Origin of the sequence: Flavimarina sp. Hel_I_48, assembly GCF_000733945.1 — a bacterium.
GTDB lineage: Bacteria > Bacteroidota > Bacteroidia > Flavobacteriales > Flavobacteriaceae > Leeuwenhoekiella.
In genome coordinates this window covers 2,671,980-2,688,417 of the sequence record NZ_JPOL01000002.1, presented here as the reverse complement: position 1 = coordinate 2,688,417, position 16,438 = coordinate 2,671,980, and the positions used below count along the sequence as shown (strand labels likewise).

The 16,438-nt window shown below is 40.4% G+C and carries 14 protein-coding genes; 1 reads left to right on the top strand and 13 read right to left on the bottom strand.

The window, feature by feature from the left end; all coding sequences use genetic code 11:
• Nucleotides 1–9: 9 nt before the first annotated feature.
• The 4 genes from P162_RS11825 to idi are packed head-to-tail and all read right to left on the bottom strand — an operon-like array spanning nucleotide 10 to nucleotide 2,354.
• Nucleotides 10–975 (bottom strand): type I phosphomannose isomerase catalytic subunit, encoded by a 966-nt coding sequence (locus tag P162_RS11825; RefSeq protein ID WP_051907874.1) that lies wholly within the window; start codon nucleotides 973–975, stop codon nucleotides 10–12.
• Complete coding sequence (locus P162_RS11820) at nucleotides 965–1,429, bottom strand: peroxiredoxin (RefSeq protein WP_031427584.1); 465 nt, start codon at nucleotides 1,427–1,429, stop codon at nucleotides 965–967. Before P162_RS11820 ends, P162_RS11825 begins: the two co-directional genes overlap by 11 nt.
• Complete coding sequence (locus P162_RS11815; RefSeq protein ID WP_031427583.1) at nucleotides 1,429–1,839, bottom strand: 6-pyruvoyl trahydropterin synthase family protein; 411 nt, start codon at nucleotides 1,837–1,839, stop codon at nucleotides 1,429–1,431. Before P162_RS11815 ends, P162_RS11820 begins: the two co-directional genes overlap by 1 nt.
• Nucleotides 1,836–2,354, bottom strand: a complete 519-nt coding sequence (idi, locus tag P162_RS11810; protein ID WP_031427582.1) for an isopentenyl-diphosphate Delta-isomerase — start codon at nucleotides 2,352–2,354, stop codon at nucleotides 1,836–1,838. The genes P162_RS11815 and idi overlap by 4 nt, the downstream gene beginning before the upstream one ends.
• A gap of 225 nt (nucleotides 2,355–2,579) precedes the next feature.
• Here idi and P162_RS11805 point away from each other — a divergent pair, with 225 nt between their 5' ends.
• Complete coding sequence (locus tag P162_RS11805; RefSeq protein WP_031427581.1) at nucleotides 2,580–4,169, top strand: peptide chain release factor 3; 1,590 nt, start codon at nucleotides 2,580–2,582, stop codon at nucleotides 4,167–4,169.
• A 69-nt stretch (nucleotides 4,170–4,238) separates the two neighbouring features.
• Here the strand turns inward: P162_RS11805 and P162_RS11800 are convergent, their stop codons facing one another.
• The 9 genes from P162_RS11800 to rplK all read right to left on the bottom strand — a co-directional run bounded on the left by P162_RS11800 (nucleotide 4,239) and on the right by rplK (nucleotide 16,390).
• Complete coding sequence (locus tag P162_RS11800) at nucleotides 4,239–4,751, bottom strand: hypothetical protein (RefSeq protein WP_031427580.1); 513 nt, start codon at nucleotides 4,749–4,751, stop codon at nucleotides 4,239–4,241.
• A 93-nt stretch (nucleotides 4,752–4,844) separates the two neighbouring features.
• Entirely contained in the window at nucleotides 4,845–5,222 is a 378-nt protein-coding gene (locus tag P162_RS11795; protein ID WP_164076253.1) for a hypothetical protein, read from the bottom strand.
• A gap of 128 nt (nucleotides 5,223–5,350) precedes the next feature.
• On the bottom strand, nucleotides 5,351–5,665 hold the full coding sequence (locus tag P162_RS11790; protein ID WP_031427578.1) for a DUF3467 domain-containing protein: 315 nt from the start codon (nucleotides 5,663–5,665) through the stop codon (nucleotides 5,351–5,353).
• 125 nt (nucleotides 5,666–5,790) lie between these two features.
• Nucleotides 5,791–10,092, bottom strand: a complete 4,302-nt coding sequence (gene rpoC, locus P162_RS11785) for a DNA-directed RNA polymerase subunit beta' (RefSeq protein WP_031427577.1) — start codon at nucleotides 10,090–10,092, stop codon at nucleotides 5,791–5,793.
• A 95-nt stretch (nucleotides 10,093–10,187) separates the two neighbouring features.
• A complete protein-coding gene (gene rpoB / locus P162_RS11780) occupies nucleotides 10,188–14,000 on the bottom strand; it encodes a DNA-directed RNA polymerase subunit beta (RefSeq protein WP_031427576.1) in 3,813 nt (1,270 codons plus the stop codon).
• A 267-nt stretch (nucleotides 14,001–14,267) separates the two neighbouring features.
• Entirely contained in the window at nucleotides 14,268–14,642 is a 375-nt protein-coding gene (gene rplL / locus P162_RS11775; protein ID WP_031427575.1) for a 50S ribosomal protein L7/L12, read from the bottom strand.
• 57 nt (nucleotides 14,643–14,699) lie between these two features.
• Nucleotides 14,700–15,221 (bottom strand): 50S ribosomal protein L10, encoded by a 522-nt coding sequence (gene rplJ, locus P162_RS11770; protein WP_031427574.1) that lies wholly within the window; start codon nucleotides 15,219–15,221, stop codon nucleotides 14,700–14,702.
• Nucleotides 15,222–15,232: 11 nt separating this feature from the next.
• A complete protein-coding gene (gene rplA / locus P162_RS11765) occupies nucleotides 15,233–15,931 on the bottom strand; it encodes a 50S ribosomal protein L1 (protein ID WP_031427573.1) in 699 nt (232 codons plus the stop codon).
• Between the two features lie 21 nt (nucleotides 15,932–15,952).
• Nucleotides 15,953–16,390, bottom strand: a complete 438-nt coding sequence (gene rplK / locus P162_RS11760) for a 50S ribosomal protein L11 (protein ID WP_031427572.1) — start codon at nucleotides 16,388–16,390, stop codon at nucleotides 15,953–15,955.
• Nucleotides 16,391–16,438 lie beyond the last annotated feature (48 nt).

The following is a 16,438-nucleotide window of genomic DNA, read 5'->3' as shown; positions in this document are numbered from 1 at the left end:
CGTTATAATTTACAAATATACTTCCAGAAGCTCACAGTCTTTAGCTTCCAGTTCTATTTTATCACAAGCTGCAGGGATGAGTAACGTTTGACCGGCACTGAGGCTTCTTTGATGCTGATCAACTTTATAATTAAGTGTCCCAGAAACCACCATGATGATCGTAAAGCTATCGCCGCGGTCTAAGGTATGCGACTTGTCCTTGAGATGCAGCCAATCGGTTTTAAAATACTTATGGTGCTTGAGGGTCTGTACTTCGTTAGACGCGCGTGGATATTCCAGATTAAAATCTTTTGTATCCTTATAGTCCAGTACATCTTTTGATTCTTCAATATGCAATTCCCGCAACTCCCCGTTGTCATCTTTGCGGTTATAATCGTAAACCCTGTAGGTAACGTCAGAAGTTTGCTGAATTTCCGCGAGAAGGACTCCGCCACCTATGGCGTGAATACGACCGGCATTGATAAAGAAGGAATCCCCATGATTTACCTCATGCATATCCATCGCATCTTCAACAGTATTGTTCTCAATATGTTTTTCAAAAACCTCCCGACTCATATCTGGTTTAAAGCCCACGGTGATTTTAGCGCCTTCATCAGCCTGCATGATATACCACATTTCAGTTTTGCCTACACCGGTGGGTGATGTCGCATCAGAGGGATGTACCTGTATGGATAGATCTTTTGCCGCGTCGATAAATTTTATAAGAAGCGGAAATTTCTTCCCAAAGCGCTCCGCGACTTTTTTGCCTAACAAAGCTTCTGGGTTTTCAGCTATAATCTCTGTAAGTTCCTTTCCCTTAAGAGCACCTTCTTTTACGATACTCTGGCCTTCTTCAAGGTCTGCAATTTCCCAGCTTTCCCCTACTTTAGCATGAGCATCTTTGCCTTTGTTAAAGCGGTTGTTCAGTTTCTGGCCACCCCAAATTTTTTCTTTTAAAATGGGTTCAAAAGTAAGTGGATACAATTTAGTTTTCATGTGGTAGTTGTTTGATGGCAGTTAAAGCCCTTTTGATATGCGTAGTGGCTTTTAAACTGTTGTATTTTAATATTAACGTACCCTTGTGGTCAAAAACAAAGGTTTCCCTTCCGGGAAGTAGTCCAAAAAGTTCTGATTTTACTCCAAACTGCCTGCGCACCTTTCCTTTTTCATCAGCAAGAAAAATAAAAGGTAGCTCATGTTTTTTTGCAAAGCGGGAATGTGAGGCAACGCTATCACTGCTGATCCCAATAACCTCTGCACCGTGTTCCTTAAAATCTTCATAACTATCCCTAAAGCTACAAGCTTCTTTTGTGCAGCCCGGCGTAAAATTTTTAGGGTAGAAATAGATAACCAGCGGTTTATTACCAGCAAAATCTTTACTGTAAAACCACTCGTCATCCTTAGTCTTCAACTCAAATTCCGGTATGGGATCCCCTTTTTTCAGTGCCATTATTTTTCAGTATATATAACGTAATTCCTGGGGGTTTCATATAATATGATTTCCAGATCAAATGATGAATCCAGCTTGCGCTTCAGTTTATTATAGATTACCACCGAAATATTTTCTGCCGTGGGGTTCAGATTTTTAAATTCTGGCACATCCAGGTTTAAATTTTTATGATCAAAGGCCTCTTCTATTTCCTCCTCAATAAGATCCTTAAGGATTTTTAAATCGATCACAAAGCCAGTTTCTTCATCAATTTCACCGGTCACACCTACGATAAGCTCATAATTATGCCCGTGGTAATTGGGGTAGCTGCATTTTCCAAAAACCTGCATATTTTTTTCTGTATCCCACTCTTTTTTAAAGAGACGATGCGCTGCATTAAAGTGCGCCTTTCGTTTTACTGTAGCTTTCATACTTCGATATGGTTATAGAATTTATCAAATATGATCTTGAACCAGGCGGTATAAATTTCGGGGTTTTGTGCTATATCCTCTTTGACAGTATCCAAAGAAAGCCATTTCCACTCGGCCACTTCTTCAGGATTGGGTTCTGGCTGCTCGTTGTATTCGCCCAGAAGTATGTAATCATATTCATGTTCGGTAAGGCCATTTTCAAAAGGGGCCTTGTAAATAAAAGAAATTGATTCGGTAAGTGCTGTGGTAAATCCCATTTCCTCCTGCAAACGGCGACTGCCGGCAGAGATATTGGTTTCTCCCGGCCGCTGGTGACTACAGCAGGTATTCGTCCATAAGCCCGGGGTGTGATATTTAGTCAGCGCCCTGCGCTGTAACATAAGTTCTTTTTTATCATTGAATACAAAGACCGAAAATGCCCGGTGCAAAAGTGCTTTCTCATGCGCTTCCATTTTTGCCATGAGCCCTACCTGCTTATCATTTTCATCAACAAGGATCACCATTTCTTCTGTCATACGCCTTTTTAATATGTAAAGTTACAAATCGTGCCTACCGTAAACAAAGGTAATTCATTACTTATTAGAATTGATAGGCCGCTAAACCTCCTAAAATATGCCGAATTCAACCTGTTTTTTATCATTTTTGGTTGAAAAAATCGGTTTTTAGGCTCTTTAAGATACTTATTTAAGGCCTTAGGGAATCTTTTATAAATGGTATATTTGCAGCCTTAAAAATTGCAAATGAGCCTTGCCAAGGAAATAAAACGCAGAAGAACTTTTGGGATCGTCTCCCACCCGGATGCCGGGAAAACCACACTTACCGAAAAACTCTTGCTTTTTGGTGGAGCAATTCAGGAAGCGGGTGCCGTAAAATCCAATAAGATCAAAAAAGGGGCAACCAGTGACTTTATGGAAATTGAGCGCCAGCGTGGTATTTCCGTAGCCACTTCTGTGCTTGCCTTTGAATATGAGGGAATAAAGATCAATATTCTCGATACCCCCGGGCACAAAGATTTTGCCGAAGATACCTTTAGGACTTTAACTGCGGTTGACAGCGTGATCGTTGTGATTGATGTTGCAAAAGGGGTTGAAGAACAAACCGAAAAACTCGTGGAGGTCTGCCGTATGCGCAAGATCCCCATGCTTGTATTTATCAACAAGATGGATCGCGAAGGTAAAGATGCTTTTGAACTGCTTGATGAAATTGAGCAAAAACTCAATCTTACGGTAACGCCATTGAGTTTTCCCATAGGAATGGGCTACGATTTTAAAGGAATCTACAATATCTGGGAGAAAAATATAAATCTCTTTAGTGGCGACAGCCGTAAGAATATTGAAGAAACCGTTGAGATAGATGACCTTAATGATGATTTTCTGGAAAAGGTCATTGGCGGGAAATTTGCTGAAGAACTTCGTGAAAATGTAGAACTCGTTACCGGTGTTTATCCAGATTTTGATCAGGAGGCGTATCTTAATGCAGAGCAGCAACCTGTATTTTTTGGTTCCGCTTTAAACAATTTTGGTGTTCGTGAATTGTTGGACGCCTTTGTTGAGATCGCTCCTCCCCCACGTCCTAAACAGAGCGAGGAACGCCTGATCAAACCCAATGAAAAAGAATTTACCGGTTTTGTTTTTAAAATACATGCCAATATGGATCCGCGACACCGTGACCGACTGGCATTTGTAAAAATAGTATCGGGGGTTTTTGAACGGAATACGCCGTACTTACACGTGCGCCACGATAAAAAACTAAAATTCTCTAGCCCGAACGCCTTTTTCGCGGAGCGGAAAGAAATCGTAGATGTTTCATACCCTGGGGATATCGTGGGCCTTCACGATACTGGAAATTTCAAAATAGGGGATACGCTTACCGAAGGGGAAAGTATTCACTACAAAGGAATCCCCGCCTTTTCCCCAGAGCATTTTAGGTATATCAACAATGCCGATCCCATGAAATCAAAACAACTGGAGAAAGGGATTGACCAACTTATGGATGAAGGTGTCGCCCAGCTTTTTACCCTGGAGCTCAATGGAAGGAAAGTAATAGGTACGGTAGGTGCGCTTCAATACGAAGTCATACAATACCGCCTGGAACATGAATATGGAGCTAAATGTACTTACGAGCCGCTAAATGTCCATAAAGCATGCTGGATTGAGCCGAAAGACCCTAAAAGTGACGAATATAAGGAGTTTATTAGGGTAAAACAGCGGTTTTTAGCCAAGGACAAACGGGGTCATATGGTATTCTTTGCTGACTCCCCATTTACCTTACAAATGACGCAGCAAAAATATCCCAATGTAAAATTACATTTCGTCTCAGAATATAAATAGAGAGGTTATAATGCAAAAAAAACAGTCAGGAAAACCTGACTGTTTTTTTTTACAAACCAATACTACTTATTAAGCAGCAGTTGTATTCTTAATAGGCATCTTTGAATTTTTCTGTCCTACCAAGATTGCCCTCCATTTTTCGGCATGTTCCTGCTCATAATTCTGAGCAACGTCAATGTGTGTATCGTAAAAACAGATTTCATGTGTTCTACCGTCAAAAAGTAAAACATCTAAACCTATATATTCAAGAACTTCACTGGGCTTGTTATCTAATTTAATGGTGTTTTTCTTTTCAAAAACATCCACCCGGTCAACTTCATTGAGGTTGATCTTAAACGTGTCGACAACATTTTCTTCATTATACTGGGCAAAAAGCAAAATATTCTTTGTGTTATCCACGCCAATAATGTGACGGTTCCATGCTTCTTTTTGAGCAATATGAAGTCCGTTATTTTTGACTTCTTCTTTAAAACGGGAGGATATTTTTTTTCCTTTTCCAGATCCGAAAAAGATTATGGCAATATAAGGTACGATTACAAGTGCGGCTACGATAATGTAGACCACGGTCATTTCTATTTTCATTTTGTTTGAGTTTAATTAGTATTAAAAAGAGCCTTAAAGGCACATGTCAAGACTGCAATCATTGAGCAATCAATGCCAGTGATACTTTAATAACTAACTAAAAGTATGAAAGGGAAAAAGTAACTCATAACTTGTCAGACTGGGGGAAATGGTCTGAGAAAAGATATAGTAAGGCGTAATGGCTTTTGACAGATGTCTCGACGCACGTTGATGTGATAAACCATTATAAAAAGGAATTTTAGAAACGGAAAATGATGTCGATTCAATAGTAAATTCCTCAAAGGAGAGTATCAACACGTCAACTTCGAGTCCCTGATCCTGAAAATTCTTATCTAATAAATAATGACTTTTAGATACAGGAACCTTGGCACCAGCAATTTCATGTCCAGTAAACGCATATCCCGAGCTGGCCGTACCAAAAAGTACCGCAAACATAAAGAACACAAGATTTGAATACCAATTGCTTATCATCACCTCACAATATTACGCTGTCTTTTCTTAATTCATTAAAAAAAATTCTAAAATTAATCAGGTTCTTCCCTAAAAATTAAAATAATTAAAGTCCAAAAAAAAAACCCTCAAAAGAGGGTTTTAATAATTTAGGCTTGCCCGGTAGGGCCAAAATTTAAAGGTATGGGCTGCTTGTCATAATCCTTGATCTCCCCATGTGCTTTCTCGAAGCGCTTTACGTTCTCCTGAAGGGCTTTCGCCAATCGTTTTGCATGCTGCGGAGTAAGGATAATTCGCGACTTGACCTTACTTTTAGGTGTTCCGGGCATGATATTGATAAAATCTACCACAAATTCTGATACTGAATGATTGATTATCGCAAGGTTTGAATACGTGCCCTGCGCCATTTCTTCATCAAGTTCTATATTAATCTGTCCTTGTTTGTTTTTATCTTCTTCTGCCATATTCTTTGTTTATAGTGAACCACGGACTTTTAAATCAGTAAATGATTAAAAAGTGCAGATGGCTCCTTTATAAAACTAAAAAAGCCACCAACGTATTCTGTTGGTGGCTTTTTAGATATATATTATTAATTAAAATTAACTTCTTCACGGGCAGCCTCTAGTTCTGCCAGTTCTTGCTTGTTGCCTACGATAATGCTCTCGTAGCGACGAAGACCGGTACCTGCCGGAATTCTGTGACCTACGATCACATTTTCCTTAAGACCTTCCAGTTCATCAATCTTACCACTCACAGCAGCCTCATTCAGCACTTTTGTCGTTTCCTGGAACGAAGCAGCAGAAATGAATGACTTGGTCTGTAATGAAGCTCTGGTTATACCCTGTAATACAGGAGTAGCCGTTGCCGCAATAACATCCCTTGCTACAACAAGGTTCTTATCTTCCCTACGCAAAATGGAATTCTCATCCCTTAGATCCCGAGGAGAAATTATCTGCCCTGCTTTTAGAGTATCAGAATCACCTGCGTCCTCAACAACCTTCATTCCGAAGATTTCATCATTTTCAGTAGTAAAGTCATCTTTATGTACAAGTTGATTCTCAAGGAAAATAGTATCTCCCGGATCACCTATACGAACTTTACGCATCATTTGACGTACGACAACTTCAAAGTGCTTGTCATTAATACGTACCCCTTGTAGACGATATACTTCTTGTACTTCGTTCACAAGATACTGCTGCACTGCGGAAGGTCCTTTAATGGCAAGGATATCCTCTGGAGTTACAGAACCATCAGAAAGTGGCATACCTGCACGTACAAAGTCATTTTCCTGTACCAATATCTGGTTAGAAAGTTTAACAAGGTACTTTTTGATATCCCCTAGTTTTGATTCAACAATGATCTCACGGTTACCACGCTTGATTTTTCCGAAGGACACCACACCGTCAATTTCGCTTACAACAGCAGGATTAGAAGGGTTACGTGCTTCAAACAATTCAGTCACTCGTGGCAGACCACCGGTAATATCACCTGCTTTAGATGATTTACGAGGTATTTTGACAAGAATCTTACCGATTTTTACTTTTTCAGAATCATCAACCATTAAGTGGGCTCCCACCGGAAGGTTGTACGAACGGATGATCTCATCTTTTTTACCCATAATATGAAGGGTAGGGATCATACGTTTGTTACGTGATTCAGAAATTACTTTCTCCTGGAAACCAGTTTGCTCATCTGTTTCAACCTGATAAGTAAGACCTTGTTCAATATTTTCATATTTGATCTTACCTGCAAATTCAGAAATGATCACCCCGTTATAAGGATCCCACTGGCAAACGATCTCCCCTTTATCAACTTTTCCTCCATCTTTAGAGAACAATTGAGAACCGTAAGGAATGTTATTGGTACTCAATAAAATTCCTGTTTTAGAATCGAAGATACGTGCCTCAGATGTTCTGGAAATTACAATTTGTGCAGGATTGCCTTCATTGTCTTCTCCCTGAACAGTTTTAAGATCTTCTATTTCAAGACGACCGTTAAATTTAGAGATTACTTTGTTTTCTTCAGAAATGTTACCCGCAATACCTCCCACGTGGAACGTACGTAGCGTAAGCTGTGTACCAGGCTCTCCAATGGATTGCGCCGCTACTACACCTACCGCCTCACCACGCTGTACCATTCTATTGGTTGCAAGGTTACGACCGTAACATTTAGAACATATTCCTTTTTTAGCCTCACAGGTCAATGGAGAACGTACTTCTACGGAATCCAATGGACTAGCGGTAATCTCGGCAGCGATTTCTTCTGTAATTTCTGCTCCTGCGGTTACAATCACTTCGCTATTCAATGGGTTGATCACATCATTCAATGCGATACGACCAATGATTCTAGCTTCAAGTGTTTCTACAATCTCTTCGTTTTTCTTAAGTGCTGAAACTTCAACACCACGAAGGGTATCACAGTCTTCACTATTTACGATCACATCCTGCGAAACATCTACCAGACGACGTGTCAAGTAACCAGCATCTGCCGTTTTAAGGGCGGTATCTGCAAGACCTTTACGCGCACCGTGAGTAGAGATAAAGTATTCAAGAATGGAAAGACCTTCCTTAAAGTTAGAAAGAATAGGGTTTTCAATAATTGCCCCACCACCATCATTTGATTTTTTCGGCTTGGCCATAAGACCACGCATACCTGTCAACTGGCGAATTTGCTCCTTAGAACCCCTTGCACCAGAATCAAGCATCATAAACACGGAGTTGAACCCTTGTTGATCCTCACGAATACGTTTCATTGCCAATTCAGTCAACGTGGCATTCGTAGAAGTCCACACGTCAATAACCTGATTGTAACGCTCCGTATTGGTAATAAGACCCATGTTATAGCTAGACATAATACCATCTACTTGCGTATTGGCATCGTCAATCATTCCTTGTTTTTCTTTAGGAATAATAATATCCCCTAAAGAGAACGATAAACCACCACGGAAGGCAAACGTATAGCCTAGTGTCTTGATACTGTCCAAAAATTCTGCAGTACGTGGTACATTAGTCAATTTCAGGATACGTGCGATAACATCACGAAGTGACTTTTTAGTCAATACTTCGTTGATAAACCCGGCCTCTTGAGGTACGCTTTCATTAAAGATCACACGACCAACCGTGGTTTCAATAATCTGTGGCACCAATTTTCTTTCTTCATTGAAGTCAACTGCACGGATTTTGATATTGGCATTGATATCGACCACTTTCTGGTTGTGCGCAATAACAACTTCTTCAGCGCTGTAGAAGGTAATACCTTCCCCTTTGACCTTAACATCTTCAGTACTCTTACGGGATTTGGTCATATAATACAGACCCAATACCATATCCTGAGACGGTACCGTGATTGGTGCACCGTTAGCAGGGTTTAAAATATTGTTAGAGGCAAGCATCAATAATTGTGCTTCAAGAATAGCTTCAGGACCCAGTGGAAGGTGAACCGCCATCTGGTCACCGTCAAAATCGGCGTTAAATGCAGTACAAACCAATGGGTGCAACTGGATCGCTTTCCCTTCTATTAATTTAGGCTGAAATGCCTGAATACCTAGACGGTGAAGCGTTGGAGCCCGGTTGAGCAATACTGGGTGTCCTTTAAGGACGTTTTCCAAAATATCCCAAACTACCGGCTCTTTTTTATCTATAATTTTTTTAGCGGATTTTACGGTTTTTACAATACCACGTTCTATCAGTTTCCTGATCACGAATGGTTTGTAAAGTTCCGCTGCCATGTCTTTAGGCAGACCGCACTCATATAATTTCAATTCTGGTCCCACAACAATTACCGAACGTGCAGAATAATCGACACGTTTACCAAGTAAGTTTTGACGGAAACGACCTTGCTTACCTTTTAAAGAGTCAGAAAGTGACTTTAAAGGTCGGTTAGAATCCGTTTTTACTGCTGAAGACTTACGGGTATTATCAAATAAGGAATCTACCGCTTCCTGAAGCATACGCTTCTCATTACGTAAGATTACCTCTGGAGCTTTGATTTCCATCAAGCGCTTCAAACGGTTGTTACGAATGATTACTCGACGGTAAAGGTCATTTAAATCTGATGTTGCAAAACGACCACCATCCAGGGGCACAAGAGGACGTAATTCCGGTGGAATAACTGGAACCACTTTCATGATCATCCACTCCGCTTTGTTTTCACGATTTTTATTTGCATCACGTAAAGCTTCTACAACCTGTAGACGTTTTAAAGCCTCCGTTTTACGTTGTTTTGAAGTTTCATTGTTGGCTTTATGACGCAAGTCATAAGAAAGTTCGTCAAGATCAATACGCTTTAAAAGCTCAATCAGACACTCTGCACCCATCTTGGCGATGAACTTGTTAGGGTCTGAATCGTCTAAATAGGCATTCTCCTGCGGTATACTCTCACGAATGTCCAGATACTCCTCTTCCGTAAGGAAATCCATCATTTGTAGGTCTTCACCATCAGCGTTTTTTGCAATACCAGCTTGTATTACAACGTAACGCTCATAGTAAATGATCATGTCCAACTTCTTAGAAGGAAGACCTAGAAGGTACCCAATTTTATTGGGCAAGCTCCTAAAATACCAAATATGTGCAACTGGAACTACAAGATTGATGTGTCCCACGCGGTCACGACGTACCTTTTTCTCAGTAACCTCTACTCCACATCGATCACAAACAATGCCCTTATAGCGTATTCTTTTGTATTTACCGCAAGCACATTCATAATCCTTAACAGGACCAAAAATACGCTCACAAAACAGACCATCACGTTCTGGTTTGTGCGTACGGTAGTTTATAGTTTCAGGTTTAAGCACCTCTCCTCGTGATTCAGCCAAAATCGCTTCGGGAGACGCCAGACCTATAGAGATTTTATCGAACCTCTTTGCTGTAGTATTCTCATTATTTCTTGCCATAATACCTTATGTCGAAAATTATTTTAATTGTTAGCGATGTTCTATTCGAACATCAATAGGAACGAGTCAAAAACTTCCGCTTTCGCGAAAAGTCACTACTCTTCCAATCGGATATCCAGACCTAGACCCTTAAGCTCATGCATCAATACATTGAAAGATTCTGGAAGACCTGGTTCTGGCATTGGTTCACCTTTCACGATGCTTTCATAGGTTTTAGCCCTACCGATAACATCATCAGATTTTACGGTCAAAATCTCACGCAAAGTAGCGGATGCACCATAGGCCTCAAGTGCCCAAACCTCCATCTCACCAAAACGCTGACCACCAAATTGTGCCTTACCACCAAGTGGTTGCTGTGTGATAAGCGAGTACGGTCCAATAGAACGTGCGTGCATCTTATCATCAACCATGTGCCCCAGTTTCAACATATAAATTACTCCAACGGTAGCCGGTTGATCAAAGCGATCACCAGTACCACCATCATAAAGGTAGGTATGGCCAAATCTTGGAATACCTGCTTCATCAGTAAGCTCATTGATTTGATCTAAAGTAGCACCATCAAAAATAGGGGTAGCATACTTTTGACCTAATTTCTGACCAGCCCATCCTAGAACCGTTTCATAAATCTGACCAATGTTCATACGAGAAGGTACACCCAGTGGATTCAATACGATATCGACCGGTGTTCCATCTTCAAGGAAAGGCATATCTTCCTGACGTACGATACGGGCAACGATACCTTTGTTACCGTGACGTCCCGCCATCTTATCACCTACTTTAAGCTTACGTTTCTTAGCAACATAGACTTTAGCCAATTTGATAATACCTGCCGGAAGTTCATCACCTACAGAGATGGTAAACTTCTCACGACGCAAATTCCCCTGAAGGTCATTTTCCTTAATACGGAAGTTGTGCAACAGGTCTGCAATCAAAATGTTAGTTGCATCGTCTGTTGTCCAGGTACCTTGATTTAAATGCGTGTAGTCTTCAACAGCGTTCAACATTTTCAAGGTAAACTTCTTCCCTTTTGGCAAAACTTCTTCACCAAGGTCATTTTTGACACCCTGAGCCGTTTTACCGTTCACCATCTGGAACAATTTATCAACTAAAATTGACCTTAATTCGTCAAATTTGGCATCAAAATCAGCTTCCAGCGCTGAAATATCCTCTTTATCCTGAGCACGCTTACGCTTATCTTTTATAGCTCTGGCAAATAATTTTTTGTTTATTACAACACCACGCAATGATGGGGACGCCTTTAAAGAAGCATCTTTTACATCACCTGCTTTATCACCAAAGATCGCACGAAGCAATTTCTCCTCTGGAGTAGGATCAGATTCCCCTTTAGGAGTGATCTTACCTATCAAAATGTCTCCAGGCTTCACCTCTGCACCTACACGGATCATCCCATGCTCATCAAGATCTTTTGTCGCCTCTTCAGAAACGTTAGGAATATCATTGGTTAATTCTTCATTACCCAATTTTGTATCCCGTACGTCAAGAGAATACTCATCAACGTGGATAGACGTGAATATATCATCGCGCACCACTTTTTCTGAGATTACGATCGCATCCTCAAAGTTATACCCTTTCCAAGGCATAAAGGCTACCTTCATATTTCGTCCCAAAGCCAATTCACCGTCTTCGGTGGCATAACCCTGACATAAAACCTGACCTCTCTTAACACGATCACCTTTTCTTACGATAGGCTTCAGGTTGATAGAAGTACTTTGGTTCGTTTTTCTGAACTTAACCAGTTGATAGGTTTTTGAATCCCCATCAAAACTTACCATACGCTCATCTTCCGTACGGTCATATTTAATAGTTACTTCATTCGCGTCTACATATTCAACTTCACCATCACCCTCTGCATTTATAAGTACACGGGAATCTGAAGCTACCTGACGTTCCAGACCGGTACCCACGATAGGCGCATCTGCGCGTAATAAAGGTACTGCCTGTCGCATCATGTTTGAGCCCATCAGTGCCCTGTTCGCATCATCATGTTCCAAAAACGGAATCAATGATGCCGAAATAGAGGCAATCTGATTAGGGGAAACATCTGCGTAATGAACAGTATTTGGTTCAACTACCGGGAAGTCACCTTCCATACGGGCAATAACACGCTCCGCATCAATAGTTCCATTTTCGTTCATTGGGTTGTTTGCCTGAGCAATCAACATCCCTTCCTCTTCCTCCGCACTTAAATATTGCGGAGTTGTTTTTAAATCGATTGTTCCATCAGTAACCTTACGATAAGGTGTCTCGATAAAGCCCATTGGATTCACCTTAGCATAAACTGCTAGGGAGGAAATCAAACCAATGTTTGGTCCCTCAGGGGTTTCAATAGGACAAAGACGACCGTAATGGGTATAGTGCACATCACGAACCTCAAAACCTGCACGCTCACGGGATAGACCACCGGGCCCTAATGCAGAAAGACGACGCTTATGCGTGATTTCCGCTAAAGGGTTTGTCTGATCCATGAACTGAGACAATTGGTTTGTACCAAAAAATGAATTGATCACCGACGAAAGTGTCTTCGCGTTAATCAAATCTATAGGGGTAAAAACTTCATTATCTCGAACGTTCATTCGCTCACGAATAGTTCTTGCCATACGCGCAAGACCTACACCAAATTGTGAAGAAAGCTGCTCACCTACCGTACGTACCCGACGGTTTGAAAGGTGATCAATATCATCAATTTCCGCTTTGGAATTGATCAATTCGATCAGATATTTAACAATAGTAATGATATCCTCTTTGGTAAGCACTTGCTTATCCATACCTATATCAAGACCTAATTTCTTGTTCATTCGGTAACGACCAACCTCACCTAAGTTGTAGCGCTGGTCACTAAAGAATAATTTGTCAATAATACCACGTGCCGTTTCCTCATCTGGCGGCTCCGCATTACGCAATTGACGGTATATATGCTCTACTGCTTCTTTCTCAGAGTTCGTAGGATCTTTTTGTAATGTATTGTGAATAATAGCATAATCAGCATGCAGATTATCCTCTTTGTGAAGCAAAATAGTTTTTGCGCCGGCATCAAGAATCTCATCAATATGCTCTTTTTCTAAGGTTGTATCCCTGTCAAGAACGATTTCATTACGCTCTATGGAAACAACTTCGCCAGTATCTTCATCAACGAAATCCTCGTGCCATGTATTTAAGACACGTGCAGCAAGCTTACGTCCCAGATATTTTTTAAGTCCGGTTTTTGATACTTTAACCTCTTCTGCAAGGTCAAATATTTCAAGAATATCTTTATCACGCTCAAAACCAATAGCGCGGAAAAGTGTGGTAACAGGTAATTTTTTCTTCCTGTCAATATAAGCATACATCACACTGTTAATGTCTGTAGCAAATTCAATCCAAGAACCTTTGAAAGGAATAACCCTTGCCGAATATAATTTTGTTCCATTCGCGTGAAACGATTGACCGAAAAACACACCAGGAGATCTGTGCAACTGAGATACAACTACACGTTCTGCCCCGTTGATACAAAATGTACCACTAGGAGTCATGTAGGGTATGGTACCTAGATAAACATCCTGCACGATAGTTTCAAAATCTTCGTGCTCATCATCTGTACAGTATAATTTAAGACGTGCCTTTAAGGGAACGCTATACGTAAGACCACGCTCAATACACTCCTGAATGGAATATCTTGGAGGATCTACGAAATAATCTAAAAATTCTAGTACAAAATTGTTACGGGTATCCGTAATGGGAAAATTCTCTAGGAATGTATTGTAGAGTCCTTCATTCCCTCTTTCCTCTGACTTGGTTTCCAACTGGAAAAAATCCTGAAAGGATTTTATCTGGATATCCAAAAAGTCTGGATATTCAGGCCTGTTCTGTACCGATGAGAAATTTACTCTTTCAGCTTGTTTTGCTTGCATCTTCAACGAACGGAATTTAATTAAATAAAAAGTGTTTCCTGAACTCAATCAGGAGCGTACGAGATTGACTTCGCACTTGGCGTGTCCTAGCGACACATACATGATTGTTAAGTTTCCACCTTAGTGGATATATAATATAAACAATCACGAGGGATTTTAGTCGTAATAAAAAGGTAAACCTTATATACAACAAATGGTTTAGGTCAATTCTTTCCGATAAATATCGAAAAAGAAAGACCTAAACCTTTGTTATTGTATGTGTTAAGCTTATTTAAGCTCAACTTCGGCGCCAGCCTCTTCCAGTTGTTTTTTAACTGCTTCTGCTTCGTCCTTAGCTACACCTTCCTTGATTGGGCTTGGTGCGTTATCAACTAATTCTTTAGCGTCTTTAAGACCTGAACCTGTAAGTTCTTTAACTAATTTTACAACTGCTAATTTCGATCCACCTGCTGCTTTAAGGATAACATCAAATTCAGTCTGCTCTTCAGCAGCTTCTTCTCCACCACCTGCAGGTCCTGCCATTGCAACTGCTGCTGCAGCTGGCTCAATGCCATACTCATCCTTCAAAATAGTTGCTAGTTCATTAACTTCTTTTACAGTTAAGTTTACTAATTGTTCTGCGAAATCTTTCAAATCTGCCATTTCTATCGTTTTAAAAAAATTATTCTTGTTTATATAAATTAAAAAAGTGCGTACGTATTATTCTTCCCTTTCAGAAAGTGTTTTGACCAATCCAGCGATTGTAGAACCACCTGATTTAAGAGCGCTAATAACGTTCTTGGCAGGAGATTGAAGAAGTCCAACGATATCCCCAATAAGTTCTTCCCTAGATTTAATGTCAACAAGTGCATCGAGTTGGTTGTCACCCACATAGATTGCCTCTTCAATAAATGCTCCTTTTAATAAAGGTTTTTCAGATTTCTTACGGAATTCTTTTATAACCTTAGCAGGTGCATTTCCTGTTTCAGAAAACATGATTGACGTGTTACCTTTCAATACCGAAGGCAATTCACCAAAATCCTTTTCTGAAGCCTCCATTGCTTTTGCAAGCAATGTATTTTTAACTACAGCCAGTCGTATACCAGCTTTAAAGCACGCTCTACGTAATCGTGTAGTGGTTCCAGCATCTAAACCAGCGATATCTGCCAGATAGATGTTTGTGCTATCAGCCAACTGTGCAGTTAAGTCTTCTATTACTTTTGATTTTTCTTCTCTTGTCATAATTTAACTATTTACTGCTCAGCAAAGCGCTTAGAATCTATCTCTACACTAGGACTCATGGTACTAGACATAAAGATACTTTTGATATAGATACCTTTTGCTGCTGTAGGCTTCAATTTTACTAATGTGGTTATCAATTCTCGGGCATTATCAGCAATTTTTTCGGCATCAAAAGATGCTTTACCAATTGCAGCATGTACAATACCGGTTTTTTCAACCCTAAAGTCGATCTTACCAGATTTAACATCGCTTACTGCTTTTGCCACGTCCATCGTTACCGTACCTGTTTTAGGGTTCGGCATTAGGCCACGGGGACCTAAAACACGACCTAAAGGTCCTAGTTTACCCATTACACTTGGCATGGTCACGATTACATCAACATCAGTCCAACCGTTCTTGATTTTCTCAAGATACTCATCCAGACCTACATAATCAGCCCCTGCTTCTTTTGCTTCAGCCTCTTTATCTGGAGTTACCAGAGCGAGTACTTTTACATCTTTACCCGTACCATGTGGAAGGGTCACGACGCCACGCACCATTTGATTGGCTTTACGTGGGTCAACATTAAGACGTACAGCTAAGTCAACAGAAGGATCAAAATTAAATTTACTAATTTCCTTTATAAGCTTAGAACCCTCAAGCAAGGTGTAAGTAGCATTTGAATCTACTTTCGCCTGGGCTTCTTTTTGCTTTTTTGTTATTCTTGCCATTTTAAATTGCTTTTGTGGTTTTTAAAAAGGAGCTTGTCCCTTTACCGTTATTCCCATTGATCGTGCAGTTCCTGCCACCATTTTCATAGCGCTATCTACAGTAAAAGCATTTAAATCTACCATTTTATCTTCGGCGATTGCTTTTATCTGATCCCAGGATACACTTGCAACCTTCTTACGGTTAGGTTCTCCTGAACCACTTTTTAACTTAGCTGCTTCCAATAACTGCACTGCTGCAGGAGGGGTTTTGATTACAAAATCAAAAGATTTATCACCATAAACGGTAATAACAACAGGAAGAACTTTTCCTGCTTTATCTTGGGTTCTCGCATTAAACTGCTTACAGAACTCCATGATATTTACACCGGCAGCACCTAAAGCTGGCCCAACTGGTGGGGAAGGGTTAGCGGCACCCCCCTTGACTTGCAACTTTACAACTTTACTTATTTCTTTTGCCATTTCTAAAAATTTAAGTTGACATATTCTTTAGTGGAAGCGGAAGAATAT

What these genes read in the sequence shown, in the direction of transcription:
- P162_RS11825 (WP_051907874.1), bottom strand. Translation starts at nt 975, where the DNA reads ATGAAAACTAAATTGTATCCACTTACTTTTGAACCCATTTTAAAAGAA.
- P162_RS11820 (WP_031427584.1), bottom strand. Translation starts at nt 1,429, where the DNA reads ATGGCACTGAAAAAAGGGGATCCCATACCGGAATTTGAGTTGAAGACT.
- P162_RS11815 (WP_031427583.1), bottom strand. Translation starts at nt 1,839, where the DNA reads ATGAAAGCTACAGTAAAACGAAAGGCGCACTTTAATGCAGCGCATCGT.
- idi (WP_031427582.1), bottom strand. Translation starts at nt 2,354, where the DNA reads ATGACAGAAGAAATGGTGATCCTTGTTGATGAAAATGATAAGCAGGTA.
- P162_RS11805 (WP_031427581.1), top strand. Translation starts at nt 2,580, where the DNA reads ATGAGCCTTGCCAAGGAAATAAAACGCAGAAGAACTTTTGGGATCGTC.
- P162_RS11800 (WP_031427580.1), bottom strand. Translation starts at nt 4,751, where the DNA reads ATGAAAATAGAAATGACCGTGGTCTACATTATCGTAGCCGCACTTGTA.
- P162_RS11795 (WP_164076253.1), bottom strand. Translation starts at nt 5,222, where the DNA reads ATGATAAGCAATTGGTATTCAAATCTTGTGTTCTTTATGTTTGCGGTA.
- P162_RS11790 (WP_031427578.1), bottom strand. Translation starts at nt 5,665, where the DNA reads ATGGCAGAAGAAGATAAAAACAAACAAGGACAGATTAATATAGAACTT.
- rpoC (WP_031427577.1), bottom strand. Translation starts at nt 10,092, where the DNA reads ATGGCAAGAAATAATGAGAATACTACAGCAAAGAGGTTCGATAAAATC.
- rpoB (WP_031427576.1), bottom strand. Translation starts at nt 14,000, where the DNA reads ATGCAAGCAAAACAAGCTGAAAGAGTAAATTTCTCATCGGTACAGAAC.
- rplL (WP_031427575.1), bottom strand. Translation starts at nt 14,642, where the DNA reads ATGGCAGATTTGAAAGATTTCGCAGAACAATTAGTAAACTTAACTGTA.
- rplJ (WP_031427574.1), bottom strand. Translation starts at nt 15,221, where the DNA reads ATGACAAGAGAAGAAAAATCAAAAGTAATAGAAGACTTAACTGCACAG.
- rplA (WP_031427573.1), bottom strand. Translation starts at nt 15,931, where the DNA reads ATGGCAAGAATAACAAAAAAGCAAAAAGAAGCCCAGGCGAAAGTAGAT.
- rplK (WP_031427572.1), bottom strand. Translation starts at nt 16,390, where the DNA reads ATGGCAAAAGAAATAAGTAAAGTTGTAAAGTTGCAAGTCAAGGGGGGT.